We start from the raw sequence: 26,130 nt of genomic DNA, 5'->3' as shown, positions 1-26,130 counted from the left end.
ATCGTTGAAGGACGCCTGCTCGGGTATCCCCTTTTCGGAGGGTGCTCTCGTAAAGGCGAACGAGATCAAGTGCAGAAGGAGGTCTGCCCGTGGAAGACCGACTGTTTTCGCCGGTGGGCGCGTCCTGTTCCCGCATCGAGGGATGGGAGAAGGTGTCCGGGACGGCCCGTTTTACCGACGACATTGCCGTTCCCGGAGCATGGTTCGGCGATGTGGTGCGCGCTCCCGTCTGCCGGGGGCGTCTCCGGGAGATTCGCTTCGATCCCGCCTTCGACTGGAGCCGTGTCACCGTCGTGACGGCCCGGACTCTGCCCGGACCGAACGTGGTGCACATGATCCGGGACGACCATCCCATCGTCGCGGCGGAGGAGATCCGGTTTCTCGGGGAGCCCGTGGTGCTTTTGGCCGCTCCTGACAGGGCCATCCTCGCGGCGGCGATGGCGGCGGTCCATCTGGACGTGGAGGAGCTTCCCGCCCTGCTCTCCCTCGACGAAGCCCAGGAGCGCCTTGCGCTCTCCCGGGAACACGTGCTCGCCTCCTACGCATTTTCAGGCGGGGACACCGCGTCGGCCCTTGCGGGATCGGATCTCGTCGTGGAAGGAGTCTATCGGACGGGGCACCAGGAGCACATGTATCTGGAGCCCCAGGGAATGATCGCCTTTCCCGGAGAAAACGGGGGCGTGGAGGTGACGGGGTCCCTGCAGTGTCCCTACTACGTGCACGGGGCGCTGACGAAGGCTCTTGCCCTTCCCCCCGAAAGGGTAGTGGTCCGTCAGGCCGTCACGGGAGGCGCCTTCGGAGGCAAGGAGGACTACCCCTCGGTGCTCGCCGTGCAGGCGGCGCTTCTGGCGCTTGCCTCGGGAAAACCCGTGCGGATGATTTTCGACCGGCGGACGGACATCCGCGTCACCACCAAGCGTCACCCCTCGCTCATCTTTCACCGCACGGGAGTGCGGAAGGACGGAACGCTCCTCGGTGCGGAGATCGACATCTACCTGGACGGCGGAGCCTATGTCACGCTGAGTCCGGTAGTTCTCTCCCGGTGCATGCTCCATGCCTGCGGCGCCTACCGCGTTCCCGCCGCGACGGTTCGGGGATGGGCGCTTGAGACCAACACTCCCCCCAACGGAGCCTTTCGCGGGTTCGGTGCTCCCCAGAGCCTTTTCGCCATGGAACGCCAGATGGACCGCATCGCCGCGGAACTGGGCATGTCTCCTCTCGAAATCCGCCGGAAGAACGCCCTCCGCACAAAGGACACGCTTCCCTTCGGTCAGGTTCTTGAGGAGGAAGCGGGGGCATCCCTGGTTCTCGAAAAGGCAGTGGCGCTCTCCGGTTACGAGGCACTGAAGGCCGCTCCGAAATTCTGCAGAGACGAACGGGGAAGGTGCGTGTGGCGCGGGGTGGGGCTCTCTCTCTTCCTCCACGGCGGCGGGTTCACCGGAAGCGGAGAGGAACGCATCGCCGGTCGGGTGCGGCTTACCGCGGACGAAGAGGCGAACGTGGAGATTTTCGTCTCCAGCACGGAGATGGGGCAGGGAGCGTCCACGGTACTCTGCCAGATCGTCGCCCAGGCGCTTGCGCTTCCCCTGGGCAAGGTGCGCCACGTTCCTCCCGAGACGGGGCTGGTTCCGGACAGCGGTCCCACCGTGGCCTCCCGGACGGTGTTCGTGGTGGGGCGCGTGCTTGTGGACGCCTGCCGGACCATGCTCCGGCGTCTCGAAGCGGCGGCGAAGGAGTGGTTCGACACGGCGGGCCGGAAGGTCTACTCCAAGGACGGCTATTTTTTCGCCGGGGAGGAGCGGCTCGGGGACATGGCGACTCTGCTCTCCCGCTACGTGCGCGAGAGCGGCGGGCCTCTCACGGCGGAGGCGACCTACACCCCTCCGGAGGGGTTTTTCTGGGATGAAGCGACGTTTTCCGGGGATGCTTACAAGTCCTATTCCTGGGGGGCCGATGTCGCTTGCGTGGATGTGGACGCGACGACGCTGGAGATCCGCCCGCGGAAGGTCACCACGGTGCTTGAGATCGGCAGGGCGGTGAACCCCGTTCTCGCCGCGGGACAGGCCGAGGGGGGAACGCTCCAGGCTCTGGGTTACGCCTATCTGGAGGACATGGGCTACGGTGGAGGCCGGTTCCGGAACGACCGCATGGCCACCTGCCTCATTCCCACCGCGGTGGATGCGCCGGAGTTCGCGGTGCGTTTCGAGGAACTGCCCACCCGGCACGGTCCCTTCGGCGCGAAAGGATTGGGAGAACTTCCCATGGACGGGGGTGCTCCGGCGCTTCTGGCTGCTCTGGAGGATGCCCTTGGCGTCTTCTGCGACGAAATACCCCTTTCGCCGGCGAAACTGCTGGAGAAGCTCGCGGCGAGGAAAAAACGGAACTGCGCGAAGGAATCGGAGGGAGACGGAGCATGAGGATTTCCCTGCTGGTGAATGGAACCGAACAGGTGCTCCGGGTGCCGCCGCTGCGCTCTCTTCTGAAGATCCTGCGGGAGGACCTGGGACTTACGGGTACGAAGGAGGGATGCGGCGAGGGAGAGTGCGGCGCCTGCGCGGTCTTTCTCGACGGAATGCTCGTCAATTCCTGTCTCGTCCCCGCCTTTCAGCTCCACGGGCGGGAGGTCGTCACCATCGAGGGGCTGGGGTCGAAGGAAAACCCCGATCCGCTCCAGAACGCCTTTCTGGAGGAAGGGGCGGTGCAGTGCGGTTTCTGCACTCCCGGCCTCATCCTGGCGTCCCGGGCGCTGCTGAACGAGACCCCCCGCCCGAACCGGGAGGAGATCCGGGCGGGGCTCTCGGGGAGCCTCTGCCGCTGCACCGGTTACGAACGGGTCGTGGCGGCGGTGGAGAAGTGCGCCGCCGGGTCACCGGAGGAGGCGATGCGGGGTTTCGGGGCACGAAGGGCCAACGGTTCCCGCTCCGACGGACCGCCGCTTCCCTGCGACGGGGAGTCTCCACGGGTCCTGTTTCCTCGAAGCATCGACGAGGCCCTCCGGATGCTCGCCGACGCGGACGTGCCTCCCACGCTCTTCGCCGGAGGAACGGATCTGATGGTCCCGGGGAGCGGAGAGGCGGTCCCGGAATGTGTCCTGAACATCCTGGATATTCCGGATCTCCGGGGCATTTTCGAGCGGGAGGATCTTTTGGAAATCCGGGCGGGGACGTCCATGGACGCGGTGGCGAAAAACGTGGTGGTGCGGGAGTGCTTCCCCGCCCTCGCGGAGGCGGCGCTCTCCTTCGGTGCGCCGGCCATCCGCAACAGGGCCACCATCGGCGGCAACCTCGCCGGAGCGTCCACCGCGGCGGATTCACCGCCCGCCCTGCTCGTCCTCGGCGCGTCGGTGGTGCTTGAAAGCGTCAGGGGCGCGAGAACCATCCCGCTCGAAGAGTTCATCGCTTCCTACCGGAAGACCGTTCTTGCCGGGGACGAACTGCTCACGAAGATTCTCGTCCCCTTCCGGACGGGGCGGGAGGAGGTGGAACGTTACCGGAATTTCCAGTTCTTCCGCAAGGTGGGTTCCCGGAGCGCCCTCACCATCTCCAGAGTAACGGTGGCGGCCTCCCTCGACACCGATGCGGAAGGGCGCATCGTCCACGCCCGGATCGCCGTGGGAAGCGCCGCACCGACGGTGCGCCTCCTCGAACGGACCGGACGTTTCCTCCTTGGACGCACGGCCGATGCGGCGGCGCGCAGAGAGGCGTGCTTCCGCGCTGCCGAGGAAGTGGCGCCCCGAAGCACCCCCGAGTACAAACGGTGGGTGGTGGAGCAGCTCCTCGGGGATTTTCTGGAGCACCTTCCGGGAGGGCCGCGATGCGACGAAGGCGGCGTGGAGGATAGATGACGATCTGAGGTGCGGTGGTATCGCTCTCTGCGATGATTACGGATAAAAGGGCGGTCCCGGAATTCGGGGCCGCCCTTTTGCGTGGCTTTCGTGCCCGTGCCGTTTCGCTTTCCGCCGTCATCGTCCCTTTCCGGAGCAATGCAGGGCGCCCGGGTCCGGGAGCGTCTTCGTCCGCTACATCATGTTCGGCAGATAGAGGACGAGGTTCGGGAAGATCGTGATCAGGGCGGCGAAGAGGATCATGATGGTGATGAAGGGGAACACCGCCCGGGAGATAAATCCGATCTTGTGTCTGCAGATGCCCGTCACGAGGAAGAGGTTGAACCCGATGGGGGGTGTGATGTTGGCGATCTGCACGAGGAGCACCACGAAGATGCCGAACCAGATGGGGTCCAGGCCGAGGGCGCTCACGAGGGGCAGGAAGATGGGCACGGTCATGACGATCATGGAGTACCCGTCGATGAGACAGCCCAGGATGAGATAGACCACGGTGATCAGGGCCATGATGGCGTACTTGCTCGCCCCGAGGGCGATGATGGACTCGCTGATGTACTTGGGAAGGCCGAGAAAGCCCAGCGCCACGGAGAAGAAGGAGGCGCCGATGAGAATGAGCATGATCATGCAGTTCGTGCGCACCGTGCCCACCACGCAGGTCCAAAAGATCTTCGGCGTGAGGCATCGCGTCCCGACGGCGAGGACGGTGGCGCCGAAGACGCCGATGGCCGCCGCCTCGGTGGGAGTGGACCAGCCCGTGTAGATGCTTCCCAGTACGAAGGCGATCAGGGACGCCACGGGAAGAATCTTCGGCAGGCTGCGGATGCGCTCCCCCCAGGAATAGCGGGGAATGTCCCCGCCGTCCTTTTGTTTTACCCCGGACATGACGGCGATGTAGAGGCAGAAGAAGAACATGAGGAGAAGCCCCGGCAGCAGCCCGGCGATGAAGAGCTTGCCGATGCTCGCCTGGGCGACGACCCCGTAGATCAGCATGGGCATGCTCGGCGGAATGAGAATGCCCAGCGTGCCCGAGGCGGTGAGGCTGCCGATGGAGAGGGCGTCGTCGTAGCCCCGTTTCTCGAACTCGGGGATGGTGATCTTGCCCACCGTGGCGGTGGTGGCGTTGACGGAGCCCGTGATGGCCGCGAAGAGCGCGCAGGCGATGACGTTCACGTGGAGCAGTCCTCCCGGGAAGCGCGCCACCCAGGGGGTCAGGCCGTCGAAAAGGTCCTCTGAGAGCCTGGTCCGCACGAGAAGCTCTCCCATCATGATGAAGAGGGGCAGAGCCATGAGGGTGCTGCTGCTCGTGTTGTTCCAGATGACGCTGCCGAGAATGCGCTCCACGGGAAGGTTCGTGAAGAGCGCGAGGGAGATGCCTCCCACGAAGAAGAGGGAGACCCCGATCCAGAGGCCGCTTGCCAGAAAGAGCGCCAGCAGAGCCAGAATGACGCAAAGCGCCGTGGAGAGCATCAGCCGTTCACCTGGCCTTCCGGTCGGGTCTTGAGAAAGTTCACCACATACTGAAGAAAGAGGACGAAGCTGCCCAGGGGAAGAAATGCCTGGGGAATGGCGAGGAGCGTTTCCGAGACCTGGTAGGAGCGCTCGTTGCCCATGTAGGAACTGAAGAAGAGCTTCCACGTCACCATGGTGAGATAGAGCGCGAAGAGCGCCGCCAGGATGTAGCAGAGTTGCCTGATGCGAAGGATAGTTTTGGGAAATCTGTCCTGAAGGTAATCGATGAGTTCCATCCGGATGTGACCGTTGTGCTTCTCCGCGAAGGAAAGGCCGAGGAAGCTGCTGATGGCCATGAGGTAGCCCGAATATTCGTCGACGATGTAGAACGTGGCGTGGAAGAAACTGCGGCTGACGATTTCCGCGATGATGAGTCCGCAGGCGATCACCAGACAGACGCCGCTCGCGCCCCCGAGAAAGGTGCTCAGCCCTTCAATGCCGGTCGAAATCTTCTTCATGTGCATCTCTCCTTACACGAAGAGCCCCTCCCGGCCCTGTGCCGCGAGGGGCTCCGGGGCATTACTTTCCTTTGGAGTTCATGAACTCCTCGTAGAGGGGTTTCGCTTCGGGATTCTTCTCGATGAAATCAGCGGCGACCTTTGCGGCGAGCTTCTCCAGTTCGGCCCGGAATTCCGGCGTGATCTCGGGGAATTCGAAGTCGGGCTTCTTCGCCTTGATGGTGGCCATGTCCTTCTCGACCACGTCCTTCACCTTTCCGACGAGCCACGTTTCCGTCTCCGCGGCGGCCTGTTCGAGGGCCTTCTGCTCCTCCGGACTGAGCTTGTTCCACGCGTCCTTGTTGATGGTCATGATGCTGGAGGAAGTGGTGACCTGGATGGGAATGCAGTACTTGGTCACTTCGTAGATGTTGCTCTCCTTCGCGGAGACGGCGGAGCTGATGGTTCCCTGGACGAGGCCGGTGGAGAAGGCCGTGTAGAGTTCCGCGAGAGGAAGGGCGAGGGGGGTGCCGCCGAAAGCCTCGACGAAGAGGGCGCCGCTGCGGTCGTAAGTGCGGACCTTCATGCCCTTGAGATCCTCAAGTCCCTTGACGGGTTTGGTGGTCCAGAGATCCGCGAAGGGCCAGGAAGAAACCACAAGAAGCTTCTGGTTCCATTCGTCGCAGATCTTCTCGTAGTAGGGGCGGGCGATTCGGTTGAACTTCTCCGCCTCGTCCCAGCCGTTGATGAGCATCGGCAGGGAACGGACGCCGAAGATCTGGCTGCTGCCGGTCAATCCCGTGGAGACGATCTCGGAGATGTCGAGCTGTCCTTCCTTGACGACCCGGAGGAGATCCGGGCCCTTGTAGCCCAAGGCGCCGCCGGAGATCACGTTGAACTCCACCGAGCCTCCGGTGAGTTCCTTCACTTTTTCTCCCATCATCTTGAGCGCTTCTACCTGATAGTGCGCGTCGGAGTAGACACTGTGCGCCGAGAGGGTCGTCTTCGCAAGAGCGGCGGGGGCGAGAACGAGGAGAAACATCAGGGTTACCGCAAGAACACGTCGGAATTTCGATACACCGGTCATGATTCGTCCTCCTTTTCCGGTACGTTGCTCCGGGCGATGCGGCCGCAAGGGGCCTTTCCGTATGAAACCGCGGTGGAGACGAAGAGCCTGTTCGCAGACGACGGTTTTCACCTCCCGATATGAGTTGCTCATCATGGATGATGAATTGCCGAGAGTATAGGACTCTGTACACCTTTCTGTCAATAATCGCGACATGCGTTTTGGCTCGTACAGAAAACCGAGGTTTATCGAAATATTGCCAGGGGTCCACTCTTCTCGCTACGGCCATCACCAGTGTCGTACTCACAAGCGAATTGCGAGTGCCGGGACATCCCGACGGAACGGTTTTCCTCTACTCCCGCAGACCGGGTGTGGAGCTGTCCCGCATTCTTCTCTGCAGATTCGATTCCACCCTGTCATCGTTCGGTACGGATCATTGACAAATGCACGGAGGAAAAGGTATATGGAATAAATCCTATGCCCATGTGTTCTTGGAGGCCCTCTCCGTTGTCGGAGGGAAACGTGCTTCGTAGGAAAAACCCGGAGGATATGTCGTTCTCCGGGTTTCAGAGAGAACAGAAGGGAGTGTCCGGATGCGTCGAAGTGGATCCGTCGTCGTTCTTGCCCACTGTCTTTTGAATGCGGATGCCAAGGTGAAGGGGCTCGCCGAGTACCCCGGAGCACTCCTTTCTTTCGTCCTTCCCCTTCTTGAGGAAGGAATCGGGGTGATACAGCTTCCGTGTCCGGAAGCTACTTTTTTGGGCGGGGCGCGTTGGGGCATGACCCGCGAACAATATGACACGGCCGCCTTTCGGCGCCATTGCCGCTCTCTTCTTTCCGGTACGATGGACCAACTGGAGAGCCACTTGCGCTCCGGCCATAGCGTGGAGGGAATCGTCGGTGTGGACGGCAGCCCATCCTGCGGAGTTTTCTTCTCTTGTACGGGATACGAGGGAGGGGAGATCGCCTCAGGAGACTTTGTCGAGCGTTCCCGGAACGCTCTGCGGCGTTGCTCCGGGGAGGGTGTCTTCATGGAGGAACTGCGTGCCCTGCTGTCGGAAAGAGGGATGTCTCTTCCCTTTTCCGCAGTGGACGAAGAATCCCCGGAGGGAACGACATGGCGGGAGGTGAGACGAAAATTCCGCCGCGATGCCGACGGAATTTCCGGCGAGGCGTAGGAGGGAAATCGGTGTCCTGTTCTTTCAGGGCAAGAGATGCTGCGACGCTGCGACACGTTTGCCGAGGAGGAATTTCCTGCCATGAACAAAAGTACGTTTCAAATGATCTTCGCATCCCTGTGTGTCGTCATGAACCTCGTTTTCGGAACGCTGGTGCAGTCGCTCCAGATTCCGCTGCTGTTTTTGGATACGATCGGGACCATCTTCGGCGCCGTGCTGTTCGGGCCGTTCTACGGTGTTCTCATCGGACTGGTGACGAACGTCGTTCAGGGTATCCTCACCAATCCCCGCGATATTCCCTTCGCTCTGGTGAACATGGCCATCGGGCTCTTCGTGGGAGTGGTCGCCCGCAAGACCCGTTTCACCCTTCCCGTCTCCATCGGTGTAGGGCTGTGCCTTGCCGTCCTCGCACCCCTCATCGGAACTCCAATTGCCGTATGGATCTACGGCGGTCTCACCGGAGGCGGGACGGATTTCCTCTTCCTCTGGCTGTACCAGAGCGGACACAAGATTTTCACCGCCGCCTTTCTTCCCCGTATCACGGGCAATCTCGTGGACAAGATTGCGAGCGCTGTTCTCGTCGCTCTGCTGGTGGCGAAAATGCCGCCGCGATTTCTGGCCATGGGGAATAATCCGCACCTTTTCGGGGGGGCCGACAAAAAGGTCTCCTGAAGGAAGAGTGTCTTCCTCCACGCGTGAATGACACTGGAATGCGGCAAAAGAGAAAGAGACGCATCGTTCTCTTTCTCTTTTGCCGTGTCTCGTCTCTTAGGGGACGGGCAATGACGCGCCGGAATCGGCTCCGGCAAAGGTGTCGGCGGAGGGCTTTGGCGGGCCGCTTTTTCTTGGTGCGCCCTTCCGTGCCGGGGCGTCAGGCGCCGGAGACGCCGGAAAAGGCCCGCGCCACCACCGCCCGGGCTTCTTCGAGAAGACGTTGCAGGTGTTCTTCGCCGAGGAAGCTCTCCGCGTAGATCTTGTAGAGGTCCTCCGTTCCGGAGGGGCGGGCGGCGAACCAGCCGTTTTCGGTGGTCACCTTGATGCCGCCGATGGGTGCGCCGTTTCCCGGCGCCTTCGACAGGACGGCGGTGATGGGCTCGCCCGCGAGGTGCGCCACGTTGATCGCCGAGGGATCGAGCGCGGCGAGACGCTTCTTCTGTTCCGCCGTGGCGGGGACGTCCTGCCGTTCGTAACGGGACGCGCCGAAGCGCCCTTCCAGCTCGCCGTAGAGTTCGGAGGGGGTTTTTCCGCTCCGGGCGGTAATTTCCGCCGCGAGAAGGTCCATGATGAACCCGTCCTTGTCGGTAGTCCAGACTGTGCCGTCCCTCCGCAGGAAGGACGCCCCCGCGCTCTCCTCGCCGCCGAAGGCGCAGGTGCCCTCCAGCAGCCCGTCCACGAACCACTTGAACCCCACGGGAACTTCGAGGATCGTTCTGCCTAGGGCCGCCGCGACGCGGTCGAGCATGGAGCTGGTCACGAGGGTCTTGCCGATTCGGCACGCGGGGTTCCATTCCTCCCGGTTCCGGAAGAGATACCACACCGCGGAGGCGAGATAGTGGTTGGGGTTCAGCAACCCTCCGTCGGGAGTGACGATGCCGTGGCGGTCGTAGTCCGGATCGTTGCCGAAAGCGATGTCGAAGTCATCCTTCATCTCCACGAGCCGCGCCATGGCCCAGGGGGAAGAGCAGTCCATGCGGACTTTCCCGTCCCTGTCGAGGGTCATGAAGGAGAAGGTCGGGTCCAGGAAGGGGTTCACCACGTCGAGGTGCAGGCCGTAGAGATCCGCGATGGGCTCCCAGAAGGCGAGCCCCGAGCCGCCCATGGGGTCCACGCCCAGATGCAGCCCCGAGTGGGCGATCGCGTCGAGATCCACCACGTTCCGCAGGTCCCCCGCGTAGCGGGTGATGTAGTCGTGCACGTGCGTGGTGTCGGCCTTGAGCGCCCGTTCGATGGGGATACCCCGGGTCTTTTCCGAGCCGAGGAGTTCATTCGCCCTGTCCTGGATGCGTTGCGTGGTCTCCGTGTCCGCGGGGCCGCCCGATGGCGGATTGTACTTGATCCCTCCGTCCTCGGGCGGATTGTGCGACGGGGTGATGACCACGCCGTCGGCGAGCCCGTCCCGCCGTCCTCTATTGAAGGTGAGGATGGCGTGGGAGATCACCGGTGTGGGCGTGGCACCGAAGCCGGCCTGGATCATGATGTCCGTCTCTTCCGCGGCGAAGACCTCCACGGCGGTGACGAACGCCGCCTCGGAAAGGGCGTGGGTGTCCATGCCGAGGAAGAGCGGTCCGGTGACGCCGCGTTCTCTCCGAAGCTCGCAGATGGCGCGGCAGATGGCCGCCACGTGTCCCTCGTTGAAGCTGTTGGTGAACGACGATCCCCGGTGCCCCGAGGTGCCGAAGACGACCCGGTGCGCAGGATTTTCAGGATCCGGCTCTCTTGTGTAATAGGCGGTGATGAGGCGTGGTATGTTGACGAGCGAATCCCGGGAAACCGGCTTGCCTGCCCTTTCCGTCATGGGTGCTCCTCCTTCCGTTGTGGTGCGATCTCCTCCAGGGGTGCGGAATGTTCCGCCTGATTTCGCCTCTCAGCGAGACTGTACGAAAGCGCCGCCCTTTCGTCAACCCGGTCGCGGGGTGTGGTGCGTGAGGGAAAAGACATCCTGGAGCGTGACGCCGCTCCGGAGTGATCCTCTGCCGTGTTCCTCATGCTCTGTACTTCCTACAAAGGACTTTACGTTTCTCCCGGAACGTTGTTCGTTCCGAAACACCCGGTGTCGCACCGATTCTACGCGGCCCCCGTCGCCGTCCGTGTCGCCCGGGTTTCTGCAAACGACATATTCCGCCATTGTTGAGGAACCTCTGAAAAATGCTACGCCGATCTGGGAAAAATGCGATGCGACCTGCGAGCGAGAGCGGTTGATTCCTACTTGATCAGGGCTTTCTTGAGCTTTTGCGTCTCCTCGCCACGACTGACGCACGCAATCATGAATGTCGATCGCCCGTGGATGTTCCGGACGATGTGTTTCATCTCTTGCCCCTGTAAACGTGAAAAGTGACGTTCGCGTTGTCCGGTTCCAGGGAATGCCTCGTTCGCCTTGACGCACGGTTCTTGCGGGGACTACAATCGTTACGAGAAAAACGGAACATGATCAACGTATGAGCAACACTACGTACGTCCTCGGAATCTGCCGGGCGGCGGGTGCAGTGCGTCAGGGGGCGATTTCGTTGCCCTCAAAACGTCGCAGGCGCGGACAAAACGCATCCAGCCGGATCTTTCCCGTTCCGTGGACGGATTGTGTCCGGGGCCGTAGGCTTGCGGCATGGCGGTTTTGTCCGGTCAGGAATCCCTGTCCGTGCCGACGGAAGGAGTGCGACGCGGTGACATTTCTCTCGGAAACCTCCCGATATCTGCGCGGGGCGGCGAACGCCCTGGCGATTCTCCTCATCCTGCTGCTCTCCCTTGTGGTGAGTGTCTTCGGTCTGGTGAACACCGTAGTTCTGTACGTGTTCATCCTTCTTGCCGTGCCGAGCCTCTCTCTGGAGGCCAAGTGCGCCGACTGGGCGAAAACCGCCCCGTGGCCGCTGAACGTCCTTTCCCGTGTTCTCTCCAGGGCGCTCCTCTGGTTCATGGGCATCCTCTTCGGCCTGGTCATGCTGCTCAACATCATCTTCTGAGGGGGCGCCGGAACATGCCGGACTTCATGGGGAAGTTCCCCTGGAATGTCCCCCTCCGGGAGGAACGATTCCGCAGGTTCCGCGACGACGGCGCGGAACCTTTTCTCCTTGTGCCGCAGGGGTACGGTGTGGAGGGAGTCTTTCTCCAGCGGCACAACCGTTTTGAGGTGGAGTGTCTTGTGGAAGGACGTCCTCTGCGGGCCCACCTGCCGAATCCGGGAAAACTTCGGGAGCTTCTCCTGCCCGGGGCTCTGCTTCTCCTGGCTCCGCGCCAGGGGGGGAAACTGGCCTGTCGTGTTCTGGCCGTGGCCAGGGGAGAGAGCTGGGTCATGGTGGATACCATCCGCACCAACGCCCTGGCGGCGTATCTCCTGCGGAACAACCTTGTTCCCGGCCTGGAAGGGGCGGAGGTGCTCCAGGCGGAGTATCCCCTCGGAAACAGCCGCTTCGATTTTCTTCTGCGCAAGGACGGGGTTCCCTTCCTTCTGGAGGTCAAGTCCTGCACCCTGTTTCATCGGAAACTCGCCATGTTTCCGGACGCAGAGACCGCCCGGGGGCGGAAACATGTGGAGGAACTCACGGAACTCGCCCGGGAGGGATACCGCTGCGGCGTTCTTTTCGTCGTTCAGTCCGGGGACGTGCGCTTTTTCCTGCCGGACTACCACACGGACTACGCCTTTTCCAAGGCGCTTCTGGAGGCGCGGCACGCCCTCGACATCACGGCGGTCGGAGTGGACTGGCGGGAGCGCGGGGGCATCCCCGCCCTCGACCGGGACGGTCCCGTGCGGCAGCTCGCCATTCCCTGGGATGTCGCCGAGGCGGAGTGCCGGGACGGCGGGGCCTACCTCTTGGTGCTGCACCTTCCCGAGGCGCGGGAGATCGAGGTGGGCAGACTCGGTGCGCTGCCCTTCCGGGAAGGATATTACGTGTACGTCGGCTCCGCGGTGCGGCACCTCGCGGCGCGGACGGCGCGGCACCGTCGACGCCGCAAGACGCTGCACTGGCACATCGACTGGCTTCGGGAACATGCGGCGTTCGTCGCGGCGCTTCCCGTCCGTACCGGGGAGAACCTGGAGTGCGCTCTGGCGGAGGTGCTGGCCCCGCTCGCGGCGTGGCGCGTTCCCGGTTTCGGGTCGTCGGACTGCGCCTGTCCGAGCCATCTCTTCGGGTGGACGGAAAATCCCCTGCTGCAACGGGACTTCGTGGAGACGCTTCTGGATTTTCGCATGGGACGCGTTTCCGCACGGATCGAGGCGTCCGCCGATGCGACGGGCGCGGCGCGCTTTTTCTAGAAGGATTGAACGGCACGACGTTCCCCCGCGGGGGCAGTGCCTTCGGCGGTGCCGGGTGTGCGGGAATGCATGGGATGCGTTGGGGAAAAGTTTGCGACAAGCCTGAAAAAATGTGGGATAAAGGACTCCGGGAAGGGGGGGCCGGAATGCACCGCGACGGAACCGGGTGGCAAAAGGCCGCGGACCTCATGGTCCGGAGGCAGATAGAGGCACGGGGTATCGCGGATCCGCGGGTGTGCGCCGCCATGCGTTCCGTGCCGCGGCATGTTTTCGTGCCCGAGGCTGTCGCCGGAGCCGCCTATGAGGACCGGCCGCTTTCCATCGGGTACGGGCAGACCATCTCCCAGCCCTACATGGTGGCCCGGGTCACGGAACTTCTTTGTCTTTCCGAGGGAGGCAATGTGCTCGAAGTCGGTGCCGGGTCAGGCTACCAAACGGCGGTGCTCGCCGCCATGGGCATGCGGGTGATCGGTCTTGAACGCATCGAAGCCCTGGCCCTTGTGGCGCGAAAGCGGCTCGATTCCCTGGGGCTCGCCGGAGAGATCCGCACAGCGGACGGACGCTTCGGATGGGCGCCCGGCGCGCCCTACGACGGCATCGTCGTCTCCGCCGCGGCGGAAGAGGTGGAACCTGCCTGGATGGAACAGCTTTCCGGGACCGGGGTTCTCGTCGTCCCCCTCGCCGGGCCGTTCTTCGGCGAGCGCCTCCTGGTGCGGCGAAAAAACGGAAATCTCCACGAGGACGAGTGGTACGATTTCTGCCGCTACGTTCCCCTGCTGGAGGGAGTGGAGTCGGAGGATCCGGAAGCGTCGTCCCCGAAAGCGCCGGAGGATCCGAAATGAAAGCCCCCATGGAAGGGCGGCGGTGTCCGTGGCGCTGATCACCGTCAACGCCCTTGCGGAGGGCATGGTCCTCGCGAACGATCTCCACGCGCCGAACGGGCGGATGATTCTCGCCAGGGGCGCCGTGGTGAGGAGCGCCCATGTCCGTATGCTCAAGGTCTGGGGCGTGTCGGAGGTGGATGTGGAGAAGGGCGGGGAGGAGATCACCCTCCCGGAGGAGTTCGCCCTGAACGAGGAGGAACTGCGCCGCCGGAGCGACGAGATCGTTGACAGTTACTTTCCCCCCGCGGCCTACGGGGACGATTGCATGCGGGAGCTGCGGCGGCTCTGCGTACTCCGAACGGCCCGCAAGCTGAAGGAAGGCATCTCCCTCCCGGAGCTTCCGGAGCGGGGTGACCGTCCTCCCCAGATGCCCCTGCGGGATGGACTTCCCCTGGAGCCCATTTCTCCCTACACGCTGGTCCGGAACGAGGTCCGGCTCGTCTCCTATCCCGATATCTACTTCAAGATCAAGGAAGTGCTGGAGTCGCCGGTCAGCTCCGCCGCGCACATCGGCGAGGTGGTGAGCAAGGACCCCAGCCTTTCCGCCCGGCTTCTCCGCCTGGTGAACAGCTCCTTCTACGGTTTTCCCACACCCATCGAGTCCATTCCGAGGGCCATCGCCATCATCGGCGTGAACGAACTCACCACCCTCGCCCTGGCGGTGTCCACCATCAACTTCTTCCGCCATGTCCCCGAGAGGTACGTGGACATGCGCTCCTTCTGGGAGCACTCCCTCGCCTGCGGCGTCTTCTCGCGCATCCTCGCCTACGCCAAACGCAAGCCCTCGGAGGAACGCTACTTTCTTGCGGGGCTTCTTCACGACATCGGCAGGCTGGTGCTCTACCGCAAGATGCCCGAACTCATGACCTTTGCACTCCGGCTCGCCGTCTACGCCCGCATCCCTCTCTTCCGCATCGAGAAACGTCTCTTCGGCTTCGACCACGCTCACCTGGGCCAGCTTCTGCTTCGGGAGTGGCGCATTCCCGAGACCATCGGACATCTGGTGGGCGACCATCACGATCCCTTCGCCTGCGAGCATCCCGAGGACGCGGCGGTGATTCACGCGGCGGATGTGTTCGCCCTGGCCCTCCGCATGGGGACGAGCGGCTCCTGGTTCGTTCCCATGCTGGAGAAGGAGGCCTGGAAGACCCTGGCACTCTCCCCGGCGTCCCTCGAATCTCTTCTCGTCCAGGGCGAACGGCAGATGCAGGAGACGATGAACATCTTCTTCCCCCAGCGCGAGGCGGGGGTGTAAGGAGCGGATCATGACGGACGACACGGTTCGGGATTCGCCGGAAGAGACGATCCGGGAGCTTCGGGAACAGCTCCGCCGCGTTTCGGAACAGGCGACGTCCCTGGAGGAGCAGGTGCGCTCCCTCCAGCAGGAGCGCCGCACCACCCTGCGTATTCTCGACGCGGCGCTCAGCTCCGGCGGCCCGCTGCTGCCGGTGGACAAGGCCCTGGACCCTGCGGCGGTGCTGCACGAGGCGTCCCAGAAAGTGCGCTCCTTCGTTCGCCTCGGCGCGGTCTCTTTTCACCTCGTCAGCAGCGACGGTCTCGACATGACCTGCACCTACTGCGATCCCGGCGACACCTTGCCGTTTCTCGAAAGGGAACTGCAGTTCCTCATCGACGACGGTACCGTGGCGTGGTCCATCGACCGCAACAAGCCCGTCATCGTCACCTCCTCCGAAGGAGAGCAGCCGCTTCTGCTCCACACCATGATGACCCCCAACCATCGGACCGTGGGGCTTCTCTTCGGCGTTCTCGGCGAGGACCCCGCGGGCATTCCCGACATCGCCCGGGCTTTTCTGACGGTGGTGTGCAACGCCACGGCGAGTCAGCTCCAGGACGCGGAACTCTACGGCCTTGCGGAGAGTCTGAACCGTACCAAGGATCTCTTTCTCGCGAACATGAGCCACGAGATCCGCACGCCGCTGAACGGCATCCTCGGTATGGCGGAGCTGCTGGACGACACGCTCCTCGATGCGGAGCAGCGCGCCATGGTCGAGACCGTCCGCGGTGAGGCCATCTCTCTGTTGGGACTTCTCAACGACCTGCTGGACATCTCCAAGATCGAGGCGGGACGGATGGAGCTGGAGGAGGCCGCCTTCGATTTTCGGGGCTTTCTCCGTGAGCTGGTGCGGAGTACCTCCTCCCTGGCGAAGGCCAAGGGGCTCGCGTTTCGCGTCCTCGCCGACCCCTTCCTTCCCGAGCGTCTTCTGGGAGACCGCCTTCGCCTTGCTCAGGTGCTGCGGAATCTTCTCGGCAACGCCCTCAAGTTCACCGAGCGTGGGGAAATTTCCCTGGAGGTGTCGCTCGAAAGTCCCGCCGCCGTGCCGGGAGGAAACGGCCATAGCCCCCGTCTCGATTTCGCGGTGCGGGACACGGGCATCGGCATCTCCGAGGAAAACCGGAAACATCTTTTCGAGGCCTTCGTTCAGGCCGATGCCTCCACGGCGCGCAGGTACGGCGGTACGGGGCTCGGGCTCGCCATCTCCCGGAAGCTCGTGGAGCTCATGGGAGGCGAGATTCGTGTGGAGAGCCGCGTCGGACAGGGGTCGGTGTTCAGCGTTTCCCTGCCTCTCCGGGTTCCCGGCCCCTCCTCCGCGCTCCCGCCGGAGCGGAAAGGCGAAACGGCGGCGGAAAGAGAAGAGGCGGAGGCCTGGGCTGCGAGCGTTCCCCCCCTTTTTCACGGGGAAGGGCGGCTCCTTCTCGTGGTGGACGACAACGCCACCAATCGAGTGGTGCTCCAGGGGCTGCTCCGGAAACTTGGGTGTGGAAGCGTCGCTGCGGAGGACGGGCCGGGGGCGCTCCGGGCGCTGTCGGAGAAAGCGTTCGACGCGGTGCTCCTGGACATGCGCATGCCCGGCATGGACGGAACAGAGGTGGTGCGCCGCCTGCGCGACCCCACTTCGCCGGCTCACCTGCGGCGCCTTCCCGTCATCGCCGTCACGGCCCAGGCCATGAAAGGGGACCGGGAGCGCCATCTGGCGCTGGGAATCGACGACTACCTCGTCAAGCCCGTCTCCTCCAGGGACCTGGGGGAGTCGCTCCGCCGGGTGTTCGCCCCGGAGCGTCTCTTTGGAGGTGACGGGACCTCGCCCCGGAGGGACACGACGAACGGAGAAGGGCTTTCGGTGCAATCGGGCGACGCCGGCGTGGGTGCGCTGCAGGGCACGGATGCCGTGGAAAATGCCCCGGACCCGGAGAGTTTCGACCCGGAGATCCTGCTCGCCAGGGTTGAGGGAGACGGCGCTCTTGCGGAGCAGGTAATCCGGGTGTTTCTCGGGGATACGGACCGCTTCCGGATCGCCCTCGGCGAAGCTGCGGCATCGGGAGAGCCGGCGGCACTGCACGCCCTCGTCCATGCCATCCGCGGCTCGGCGGCGAACGTCGCCGCCGGGAGAGTGGAGCGTCTTTCGGCACGAATCGAGGAAACGCATTTTCTGACGAAACAGGAATTCAGGGAGAGCGCGATATGGCAACTCGAGGAGGAACTCGCCCGCGCCGCCGAGGCCATGCGGCGGTTCCTGGACAGAATGTCCGGCCAGGGATGGAGACGGGAACAAAAAGAAGGGTAAGAAAGGAGGAAGCCGTGAAGATTCTGATCGCCGAGGATGACGCTGCCACCCGCACTATGCTGGAATGCCTGACGAAGAAATGGGGGTATGCCGTGGTGAGCACCTCCGACGGCGAGGAGGCGCTGCGTCTTCTCGAGGCCGCGGATGGGCCGAACCTTGCCCTGATGGATTGGCTCATGCCGGGACTTGAGGGGCCGGAGATCTGCCGCCGCCTGAGAAGTTCCCGCTCCGAAAAGGACCCCTACCGCTACGTGATCCTTCTTACCGTGAAGGGGGAGCAGGAGCATGTGGTGCGGGGGCTTGAGGCCGGTGCGGACGACTACGTGGTGAAACCCTTCGACCCCCAGGAGCTGAAAGTCCGCCTCGACGTAGGGCGGCGCATCGTGGAACTTCAGGAAATGCTCCGCTACAACGCCCGCCACGATGTCCTCACTGGGCTGCTCAATCGCCGGGCCGGTCTCGAGCGCCTGGAAGAGGAGTGCGCCCGGTCGCGACGGGAGAAGGTTCCCCTTTCCGTGGCCGTTCTCGACCTGGACCGCTTCAAGGAGATCAACGACACCTACGGCCATGGAGGCGGAGACGAAGTGCTCCGCGAAACCGCACAGCGCCTCCGCGGGCTGGTCCGCTCCTACGATGTGACGGCCCGCCTCGGCGGCGAGGAGTTTCTGCTCCTCTTCCCCGGAACGTCTCGGGAGGCCGCGGAGGAGATCTGCGAACGGATCCGGGGACAGTTCGAGAGCGAGGCCTTTCTGTCGGAGAAGGTGTTCGTGACGGCAAGCATCGGCGTCGCCGGTTTCGGTGGCGACGAGGACGAACGGACGCTTCTCCGGAGAGCCGATGCGGCGCTCTACGAAGCGAAGAACGGCGGGCGCAACCTGGTCCGGAGCGCACGGTGCCGCCCGGAATGACGAAACCTCCTCCGCCCTGTGCGTTCTGCCGCGCCGTTCCCTCCGCCCCGACGGGCTTTTTGCCGCTTTTGCCCGGGACCCTGGGCTCTTTTAAGCCAACGAGAGAAAGAGTAGAATGGAGCCCTTAGATGATTTAGAGCTGTACCGCGGAATGATGTCTCAAGGGAAAACGACGGACGAACAGCGAACATGGAGGTGGCGACTGTGAGAAAATCATGGGGAACATCGCTCGTATCGGTGTTGTTGCTGCTCTTGCTGGCGGGAGGCGCCTTCGCGCAGGAGGATGCGGGGGGCGGATTCCTCTACGGCGACGTGACCATCGTGCCCCTGACGGGCAATATCTTCCGCTGCTCCGGAAACATCACCAGCACCACGGGAGAGTATTATCAGCACGCCTGCTTCAATCTCCATCTCTTCGACGTGAACGGCAAGACCGTGGACACCTTCATGTTCTGTCTGGATAGGTTCGAGGGCAACAGCACCAGGTCGTTCCAGATCGATTTCACGAACGTTCTCAAGAACTACTCCTATAAAATCGAGTTTCTCACGGCCAACTGATCCGTCCCGCCTCCGGCGGAGCCACGGCGGGACCCTGCAGGCAGCGCCTTTCGTCTCCGGGAGCAAGGTGCCCTGCGGGGAGCGCCGCGACGGACGACACGAGTGAAGGAGGTTCGAAACCAATGAGACGTGGAGTCATGCTCTGTCTTCTCTGCGCCCTTTTCGTGGGACTGCTGCCCCTCGTTCCCTCCGAGGCGAGACAGGCCCTTGACATTTACTTTCCCCTGGATGACCAGGACGCGGAGGACCACGGTGATGCCCTGGTCACATCCGGCTCCGGCAGTATGACCATTCTCGTGAAACGGGCGGACTTCAACTGGTTCGAGTACTTTTCCCTTCCCAAGAACGCCAACTTCCGGAACAGCTTCACCATTTCCACCGAAGTGACCTCCGTTCAGGAAAGAGGCATCGCGGGAATCGCCCTGGGCAACGGAGAGATCGACCTGCTTTTCGCCATTCGTCAGGAAGCCTCCACCGGCAAGGACAACGGGAGCGTGCAGATCGGCATCGCCAACCGGGACGAGGTGGATTATCTGAAGAAAAAAACCATCACCTATCCGCAGATTCCCTTCACCCTGCGCATGGACTACAACGTGAACACCGGCGAGGTCGCGGGCTACCTGAACGACACACTCATCCTCCGGGCGGACAAAGGCGACTCGTCGCGCCTCGTCTCCATCTCCACCGTCAAGACCGCCGCGCTCTACGCGGGATCGCTCCCCCAGTACTCCAAGGCGAGCGTCACCTTCGGGGAGCTTGCCCTTCAGGCGGAATAAAAGGCGACGCGGAATAAAAGGTGACGGAGTATGTTTCTCATCCGGTCCGGGCGGCGAACTTGCCCGGACCGGGGAGAAGGCTTTTGTACATAAATACGAAAAGGAGCCTTGCTTGGGGACGGTCGGCCGGGCATCTGGTGCCGCCGGCGTACGGGACCCCGCAAGCAACGCTCTTCGATACAGCAACCGTAATCGCCGAGCCAAATCTTGTCAAGATCGACATCGATCTTCATAATTCACTCCAAGGAAGCTCTCAACGCTTGCACCCCCGGTGAACTTGATGCCGGCCCGGCCAAGCGAAGAGAGCTTTTTTTCTTTTGTTGACCGCCTCCCCACACAAGTTGGAAGTAAACCGCGAGCCGTTGCCTTCTGTACTGGATTGAAAGCTTCTTCCCCACGTGAATGGGGGGAAATCGCACGAAACCAACGCGATAGACCCCCTGGCGCACACCATGCCCTACCCTGGTGCACACCATACCCTACCCCTGGTGCACACCATGCCCTACCCCACGGATGGAGAAAAAGAATTTCAGCACTTGCAAATGCTGTATTTCTCGGGTTGGTTTTTCGCGCCGGGAGATGTTGCTCTTTTGGGGGTTCGGTGCATTCGTGCACGCTTCGCCGTGAAATTTCGGCACGATCTGCACGAGAAAACCAAAGGCAGGCCGAAAAGATACGGAGGGGCTGTGGTGTCCCGCAGGACCGGCGAATGGGACAGGAGGCGAGAATGGGCGAGAGCGCTTCCTCCCCCGAAAACGGGTGTGCGGGCGAGGGGGTGCCCAAGCGCAGGGACGAGGGTGCAAAGGCGGACCTTCCCATCGGAAATGGGCGAGTGGTCGGGCTGGGAGCCTGACGCCGGGGTACCGCGTCAGAGCTGGGAGGAGAAAAGGCGTCCCGTCGATTCGAGGAAGCGCTCGTACAGCGGGCGGTGGCGCCGCCGGTGCAGATCGAGTTCCTTCGACTGCCCCAGATCGTTCAGGAAGTCCTTTTCCAGGCGGGCCGTGATGGCCCTGTCATAGATGAAGGACTGCACCTCGAAATTGATCTCCAGGCTGCGGATGTCCATGTTGGCCGTGCCCACCGAGGCGACGCCGTCGGCGAGGACGATCTTGGCGTGGACAAATCCCCCGGTGTAGCAGAACACCCGCACGCCCGAGGCGAGCAGCTCGTCCAGGTTGGAGCGGGTGGCCCAGTAGACGATGAAGTGGTCCGGTTTTGACGGCAGCAGCAGGCGCACGTCCACGCCGTTGAGGGCGGCGGTCTTCAGGGCCATGAGAATGCTTCCGTCGGGAACGAAGTAGGGCGTGGTTATCCACAGACGCTTTCTGGCGGAGGTGATGAGGGAGAAGTAGCCCTGGAAGATGGCGGACCAGTCCGTGTCGGGGCCGCTGGACACGATCTGCAGGAACGTCCGCGGAAGGGTGGCCGGAGCGGCGGAGGAGGCGCTCTCGGGGTGGAGTTCCTCCTCGGGGATGGTCTCCTTGCGGCAGAAGAGCCAGTCCGAGGCGAAGACCGTCTGGAGCTGTGCCACTCCCTCGCCCTCGATGCGCAGATGGGTGTCTCGCCAGAAGCCGAGGCGGCGATTCTTGCCCAGGTAGGTGTCGCCGATGTTGAGCCCTCCGACGAAGCCCACCCGGCCGTCGAGAACGGCGATCTTCCGGTGGTTTCTGTAGTTGAACCGCCGGCGCAGCACGGGGAACGACACGGGAAGGAAGGGAGACACCGCCACGCCCGCATCCCGAAGGTCCTGCACGTACTCGGGGCCGAGCTTCCAGCTTCCGACGGCGTCGTAGAGAAGCCGCACGGTCACGCCCTCCCGGGCTTTCCTTTCGAGCAGCTCCTTGAGCTTTCTTCCGATGCCGTCGTTGCTGATGGCGAAGTATTCCAGGTGTACCGTCCGCTTTGCCGAGGCGATGTCCCGGAACAGGGCCTGGAAGGTGGCGTTCCCGTTGGTGAGCACCGTCACGTGGTTGCGGATGGTGACGGGGCTCTTCGAGATGTTGAGCAGGAGCGTCATGGTTTTCCACGGAAGCGGTTCGAGCTTTTCCTTCAGCCGGGTCCGGCTCCTCAGGAAGCGGAGCTGCTCCGTCGCCCTTTTCTCCATGGCCGCTCTTCGCCTACTCGGGTGTCGGTGGGCATATTCCTCGTGGATTTTCCCCTTGCCGATCCTCGGGCCGAGGAACAGGTACAGAAGGAGCCCGACCACGGGAAGGAGCACCAGCACGAGAATCCACGCGAGAGTCCTGTCGGGATTTCGGTTCTCCAGAAGAACGATGACGCCGATGAGCACGGCGTAGAGGGTCAGGACATGGGGAAGAAGCCCCTGCCAGCGGAGGAAGAAGGAGTGGAGGGTACGGGCGATGCCCACGAGGTCCACGTGCAGGATGCCCAGAAGAAACACCGGGAGCAGAAGGACCAGAAGCAGTATGAGCACCGCCGTGGCGGTGATGGTGACCAGTCTGGGTTTCGCCCGCACGGATCGCGTCCCTCCCCGGCTGCGGATTCCTTCGCCCCTTCGCCCGGGCGGATGTCCACAGCATACGAGGGCATTGTACGATCAAACCGGAGGAGGCGAAAGAGGGGGGCTCCCGCTCCGGCATTTCCGGCGGCGCGACTTCCCTCCCCGGAGAGACGCCCCCGGTGGTCGGACCTTCCCTGCGAAAACCGCTACTCCAGCGTTTTTTTGAACTTGAGCAGGCTGCCGATGGTGAAGAGGGCGATGAGTACAGTCAGGGAGAGCACCTGTCCACGCAGGTGCTCGATGCCCACTCCCTTCAGCAGGATCCCCCGGGCGATCTGGAGAAAATAGGTGAGGGGGAGGACGCGGCTGATCTGGAAGAAAAAGGCGGGCATGGCCTCCCGGGGGAACATGAACCCCGAGAGAAGGATGCTCGGAAGCATGACGAAGAAGGAAAGCTGCATGGCCTGCATCTGGGTTCTCGAAACGGTGGAGATGAAGACGCCCCAGGCCAGGCTCGCCACGATGAAGGGAAGCGACAGGGCATAGAGCAGCGGAAGGCTTCCCTCCAGGGGGACGGCGAAGACGAGCCTGCCCACGAGCAGCCCCAGGGTGAGCTGCACGTAGCCCACGATGACGTAGGGGAGGATCTTTCCCGCCAGCAGTTCCCACGTCCGCAGAGGGGTGACGAGGAGCTGCTCCAGCGTCCCCTGCTCGCGCTCCCGGACGATGGCGATGGCGGTGAGCATGATCATGGTCATGGTGAGGATGGTCCCCAGAATCCCCGGTACCATGTAGTGGGAGGAGATCAGATCGGGGTTGTACCAGGGGCGGATGCGCACGTCGTAGAGAGGCAGGGCGGCCGCGCCCGCTCCGACGCCGAGGGGTGTCCGGGAGGGGCGCTGCACCATGCCGAGCATCTGGGCGGCGCTGATCGCCGAGGCGGAGGACATGGAGTCCGAGGCATCCACGAGTACCTGCACCGGGGCGGGGAGTCCCCTGTTCCGGATGGCCGCGAAATCCGGGGGCACGACGATGCCCACGGCGGCGCGGCCGCTCTGGATGGCGTCCTCCACATCTCCAAAGCTTCGGGCCTCGCCGGTGAGATCGAAGTAGCCCGACGCGGTGAAGGCGTCGAGCAGGTCCCGGCTTTGCTGTGACCGACTCTGGTCGAAGACGACGGTGCGCAGATGCTTCACCTCGGTATTGATGGCGAAACCGAAGATCATGAGCTGCACCACCGGGATGAGCACCATGATCGCCAGCGTGATGCGGTCCCTTCCCATCTGGATGAATTCCTTGACGAGCAGTGCGGCGAGACGTCTCATTCTCTGGTCGACCTCCCTTTTCTCACGAGAAACACGAACACATCCTCCAGCGATGGAGAGATCACCCGGTGTTCCCGGGTGTCGAGCAGTCCGGGAAGGCCGCCCTCCGCCAAAACGTGCAGGGAGTTGCCGCACACATAGGCGTCGAGCAGGCCCGACGGTGCGGCGCGCTCCAGTTCCTGCAGCAATGCCATGGGTGCCTCCGAGGGAACGGCGTAGAGCGTTCCGCCGGGGAGGTGCTTCAGCTCCTCCGGCGTTCCCGATGCGATGAGTCTCCCTTGGAAGATGAACCCCAGGCGGTCGCAGTGCTCCGCCTCGTCCATGAAGTGCGTGGTGACCATCACGGTGGTGCCACCCTCGGCGAGATCGTAGATGCGCTCCCAGAAGCGTCGCCGGGACCCCGGGTCCACGCCGCTCGTGGGTTCGTCGAGAAAGAGAATCTTCGGCTCGTGGAGCATGGCGCACCCAAGGGCGAGGCGCTGCCGGACCCCCGTGGAGAGCGCCGACGTGAGAACCCTCTCCCGCCCATTCAGATCGGCCATGGCGAGCATGGCCTCCACGCGTTCCTTTCGCTTTGTTCCCGAAAGACTGTACATCCCCGCGTAGAAGTCCAGGTTCTCCCGGACGGTGAGATCCCCGTACAGGCTGAACTTCTGTGACATGTACCCCATGTGGCGGCGCAGGGACGTCCCGTTCCCGCCGGCCCCTCCGTTTCCGGCGAGTTCCGTGCCGAGGACCCGCACGGTTCCCGATGTGGGGGAGAGGAGCCCGCAGATCATGCGGATGGTGGTGCTCTTGCCGGATCCGTTGGGGCCGAGGAAACCGTAGATACACCCCTCCTCAATGGAGAGCGTGACGTCGTCCACGGCGACGAAGTCGCCGAATCGCTTGGTGAGGTGCTCCAGCGCCACGGCGATCATGACGGGGCGCCTCCGGCGCGTTCCTCCGCGTTTCCCTCGGTGAGTTCCACGAAGACATCCTCGAGAGTGGGGGAGAGCTCCTCCAGTTCCAACGAGGGATCGAGACCGAGATCGGCCAGGGCGGCGGCGATGCGCGACCGTGCCGGGCCGATTGCCTCCACGGCGATGTGGTAGGCGTCTCCGAAGGCATTCACGTTCCGGACTCCCTCCAGGTGGGAGAGTGTCCGCCCCACCAGCCGGGATCGCGACCGCAGGCGGAGAATCCGCCACGAGGCAGTGCGGCACAGTTCTCCGGGCGTTCCCAGCGCGACGAGCCGCCCCCGGTGAAGAAAAGCCACGTGGGTGCAGAGCTGCGCTTCGTCCAGATAGGGCGTGGAGAGCACCAGGGTCTTTCCTTCCTCGTGCAGGTCGTAGAGAATCCGCCAGATCTCCCGGCGCGAGACCGGGTCCACCCCTGTTCCGGGCTCGTCGAGGAGGAGCAGCTCCGGGTCGTGCAGCAGCGAGGCCGCGAGGGCGAGCTTCTGTTTCATGCCTCCGGACAGGGCCGCCGCCCGGCGGTCCCGGAAGGGAAAGAGGCGGGTTCGCTCCAGAATCGCCCGGCTCCTTTGCCGGATCTGCTCTCCCGTGGCTCCGTAGAGTTTCCCCAGGAGGTGGAGATTTTCCTCCACGGTGCACTCCCCGTAGAGGCCGAAGCGCTGGGGCATGTAGCCCCGCATCGGGGTACCCCTTCCTTCAGGAGCGGCGAGGTGCACCTGTCCTGCGTCGGGGGCGAGGAGTCCCGCCATCAGGCGCAGCAGAGTGGTCTTGCCCGCGCCGTCGGGGCCGACGATGCCGAGCAGCTCTCCCGGCGCCGCGTCGAACGTGACCTCCCGAACCGCCTGGACGGCCCCGAAGGATTTGCAGAGCCCTTCGACGCGGATCACGGAAAGATCACGTCCGCGGGCATGCCCGACTTGAGGGCGCCGTCGCCGTTCGGGACGGAGACCTTCACCCGAAAGACCAGGTTTGCCCGCTCGTCCGGATGAAGGCTCATCCGGGGCGTGAACTCCGCCTCCTGGGCGATCTCCGAGACGACGCCGGGAAAAACCCGTCCCGGAAAGGAATCGACCCGCACCTCCGCGGTTCCCCCCAGGGAAATCCGTCCCAGCAGGGTGGAGGGAATGTAGAGGCGGATCCAGCAGTCCTCGTAGCGGCCGATCTCCGCCACCACGCCGCCGGGGAGCACGTATTCCCCTTCCTCGAATCCCTTTGCGAGAACCACGCCCGCCACGGGGGAGACGATGTGCGTGTCCGCCAGGGTCGAGCGGGAGGCGGCCAGCGCGGCGCCGAGAAGGTTCACCTCGTGGCGTGCCGCCTCGATCTGTTTTGTTCGTGGCCCCGCCACGGCCAGGGCGTAACGCTCGCGGGCGGCGGCGAGGTCGCTTTGCGCCACGCGCAGAGCGTTCCGGTACTCGTCGAACTGCTTGTCCGCGATGACCTGCTCTCTGTGAAGCCGTTCGAAGCGGTCGTAGTCGCTCTTCGCCATGTCGAAGCGCGACAGGGCCGCATACACTCCCGCCCGGGTCTGGGCGATTTCCTCCGGACCCGTTCCCAGAAGCAGGTCCTCCAGCAGCGCCCTGGACGTTGCAAGGGCGGCCACGTCCCGCTGTAACTGGGCCTCCACGTACGGCCCGGAGAGCCCAGCCACCGGAGTCCCCGGGGAGAGGTTCGCTCCCAC

The 26,130-nt window shown here is 63.6% G+C and carries 22 protein-coding genes; 13 read left to right on the top strand and 9 right to left on the bottom strand.

Going from position 1 to position 26,130, the window contains the following annotated elements:
• Positions 1–89 precede the first annotated feature (89 nt).
• Complete coding sequence (locus tag Q1K49_RS02215; protein ID WP_300522292.1) at positions 90–2,417, top strand: xanthine dehydrogenase family protein molybdopterin-binding subunit; 2,328 nt, start codon at positions 90–92, stop codon at positions 2,415–2,417.
• Positions 2,414–3,844: an FAD binding domain-containing protein gene (locus Q1K49_RS02210; RefSeq protein ID WP_300522289.1), complete on the top strand. Its 1,431-nt coding sequence runs from the start codon at positions 2,414–2,416 to the stop codon at positions 3,842–3,844. Before Q1K49_RS02215 ends, Q1K49_RS02210 begins: the two co-directional genes overlap by 4 nt.
• 174 nt (positions 3,845–4,018) lie before the next feature.
• On the opposite strand, the gene Q1K49_RS02205 is transcribed toward Q1K49_RS02210, so the two are convergent.
• The 3 genes from Q1K49_RS02205 to Q1K49_RS02195 all read right to left on the bottom strand — a co-directional run bounded on the left by Q1K49_RS02205 (position 4,019) and on the right by Q1K49_RS02195 (position 6,874).
• The gene (locus Q1K49_RS02205; RefSeq protein WP_300522286.1) at positions 4,019–5,308 is read right to left on the bottom strand and encodes a TRAP transporter large permease subunit; all 1,290 of its coding nucleotides are present in this window, start codon (positions 5,306–5,308) and stop codon (positions 4,019–4,021) included.
• Positions 5,308–5,808: a TRAP transporter small permease gene (locus Q1K49_RS02200; RefSeq protein WP_300522284.1), complete on the bottom strand. Its 501-nt coding sequence runs from the start codon at positions 5,806–5,808 to the stop codon at positions 5,308–5,310. Before Q1K49_RS02200 ends, Q1K49_RS02205 begins: the two co-directional genes overlap by 1 nt.
• Before the next feature lie 61 nt (positions 5,809–5,869).
• A complete protein-coding gene (locus Q1K49_RS02195; RefSeq protein ID WP_300522281.1) occupies positions 5,870–6,874 on the bottom strand; it encodes a TRAP transporter substrate-binding protein in 1,005 nt (334 codons plus the stop codon).
• A 572-nt stretch (positions 6,875–7,446) separates the two neighbouring features.
• Here Q1K49_RS02195 and Q1K49_RS02190 point away from each other — a divergent pair.
• Positions 7,447–8,031 carry a CD3072 family TudS-related putative desulfidase gene (locus tag Q1K49_RS02190; protein ID WP_300522278.1) on the top strand — a complete coding sequence of 195 codons (585 nt, stop codon included), beginning with the start codon at positions 7,447–7,449 and terminating at the stop codon, positions 8,029–8,031.
• Positions 8,032–8,112: 81 nt separating this feature from the next.
• Positions 8,113–8,703, top strand: coding sequence for a CD3073 family putative ECF transporter S component (locus Q1K49_RS02185; RefSeq protein ID WP_300522275.1), 591 nt, complete (start codon positions 8,113–8,115; stop codon positions 8,701–8,703).
• A gap of 199 nt (positions 8,704–8,902) precedes the next feature.
• On the opposite strand, the gene pgm is transcribed toward Q1K49_RS02185, so the two are convergent.
• On the bottom strand, positions 8,903–10,546 hold the full coding sequence (gene pgm / locus Q1K49_RS02180; RefSeq protein ID WP_300522272.1) for a phosphoglucomutase (alpha-D-glucose-1,6-bisphosphate-dependent): 1,644 nt from the start codon (positions 10,544–10,546) through the stop codon (positions 8,903–8,905).
• Positions 10,547–11,408: 862 nt separating this feature from the next.
• Here pgm and Q1K49_RS02175 point away from each other — a divergent pair.
• The 9 genes from Q1K49_RS02175 (at position 11,409) to Q1K49_RS02135 (ending at position 20,560) form a co-directional block, all read left to right on the top strand.
• Positions 11,409–11,705, top strand: coding sequence for a hypothetical protein (locus Q1K49_RS02175; RefSeq protein ID WP_300522269.1), 297 nt, complete (start codon positions 11,409–11,411; stop codon positions 11,703–11,705).
• Between the two features lie 14 nt (positions 11,706–11,719).
• Positions 11,720–12,997 (top strand): DNA/RNA nuclease SfsA, encoded by a 1,278-nt coding sequence (gene sfsA, locus Q1K49_RS02170; RefSeq protein ID WP_300522266.1) that lies wholly within the window; start codon positions 11,720–11,722, stop codon positions 12,995–12,997.
• A gap of 146 nt (positions 12,998–13,143) precedes the next feature.
• Positions 13,144–13,839 (top strand): protein-L-isoaspartate(D-aspartate) O-methyltransferase, encoded by a 696-nt coding sequence (locus Q1K49_RS02165; RefSeq protein ID WP_300522264.1) that lies wholly within the window; start codon positions 13,144–13,146, stop codon positions 13,837–13,839.
• Positions 13,840–13,861: 22 nt separating this feature from the next.
• Positions 13,862–15,136, top strand: coding sequence for an HDOD domain-containing protein (locus Q1K49_RS02160; protein WP_300522261.1), 1,275 nt, complete (start codon positions 13,862–13,864; stop codon positions 15,134–15,136).
• A gap of 10 nt (positions 15,137–15,146) precedes the next feature.
• Positions 15,147–17,465, top strand: coding sequence for an ATP-binding protein (locus Q1K49_RS02155; RefSeq protein WP_300522258.1), 2,319 nt, complete (start codon positions 15,147–15,149; stop codon positions 17,463–17,465).
• 14 nt (positions 17,466–17,479) lie between these two features.
• On the top strand, positions 17,480–18,373 hold the full coding sequence (locus tag Q1K49_RS02150) for a diguanylate cyclase (RefSeq protein WP_213694424.1): 894 nt from the start codon (positions 17,480–17,482) through the stop codon (positions 18,371–18,373).
• A 204-nt stretch (positions 18,374–18,577) separates the two neighbouring features.
• Positions 18,578–18,931 (top strand): hypothetical protein, encoded by a 354-nt coding sequence (locus Q1K49_RS02145; protein ID WP_029166272.1) that lies wholly within the window; start codon positions 18,578–18,580, stop codon positions 18,929–18,931.
• 122 nt (positions 18,932–19,053) lie between these two features.
• The gene (locus Q1K49_RS02140; RefSeq protein WP_029166273.1) at positions 19,054–19,707 is read left to right on the top strand and encodes a hypothetical protein; all 654 of its coding nucleotides are present in this window, start codon (positions 19,054–19,056) and stop codon (positions 19,705–19,707) included.
• 727 nt (positions 19,708–20,434) lie between these two features.
• A complete protein-coding gene (locus tag Q1K49_RS02135; protein ID WP_300522252.1) occupies positions 20,435–20,560 on the top strand; it encodes a hypothetical protein in 126 nt (41 codons plus the stop codon).
• A 15-nt stretch (positions 20,561–20,575) separates the two neighbouring features.
• Here Q1K49_RS02135 and cls read toward each other — a convergent pair whose 3' ends face one another.
• The 5 genes from cls to Q1K49_RS02110 all read right to left on the bottom strand — a co-directional run.
• Positions 20,576–22,183: a cardiolipin synthase gene (gene cls / locus Q1K49_RS02130; RefSeq protein WP_029166274.1), complete on the bottom strand. Its 1,608-nt coding sequence runs from the start codon at positions 22,181–22,183 to the stop codon at positions 20,576–20,578.
• Between the two features lie 191 nt (positions 22,184–22,374).
• A complete protein-coding gene (locus Q1K49_RS02125; RefSeq protein ID WP_300522247.1) occupies positions 22,375–23,493 on the bottom strand; it encodes an ABC transporter permease in 1,119 nt (372 codons plus the stop codon).
• Positions 23,490–24,413 carry an ABC transporter ATP-binding protein gene (locus Q1K49_RS02120; protein WP_213692766.1) on the bottom strand — a complete coding sequence of 308 codons (924 nt, stop codon included), beginning with the start codon at positions 24,411–24,413 and terminating at the stop codon, positions 23,490–23,492. The genes Q1K49_RS02125 and Q1K49_RS02120 overlap by 4 nt, the downstream gene beginning before the upstream one ends.
• On the bottom strand, positions 24,410–25,336 hold the full coding sequence (locus Q1K49_RS02115; RefSeq protein ID WP_213692767.1) for an ABC transporter ATP-binding protein: 927 nt from the start codon (positions 25,334–25,336) through the stop codon (positions 24,410–24,412). The genes Q1K49_RS02120 and Q1K49_RS02115 overlap by 4 nt, the downstream gene beginning before the upstream one ends.
• The coding region (locus Q1K49_RS02110) for an efflux RND transporter periplasmic adaptor subunit (RefSeq protein ID WP_300522242.1) at positions 25,333–26,130 on the bottom strand (798 nt) is incomplete at its 5' end. The genes Q1K49_RS02115 and Q1K49_RS02110, both read right to left, overlap by 4 nt.

The organism is Aminiphilus sp. (assembly GCF_029975095.1).
Taxonomy (GTDB): Bacteria; Synergistota; Synergistia; order Synergistales; family Aminiphilaceae; genus Aminiphilus.
The sequence above is the reverse complement of the archived record's forward strand: the minus strand, read 5'-3'. Positions and strand labels throughout refer to the sequence as shown.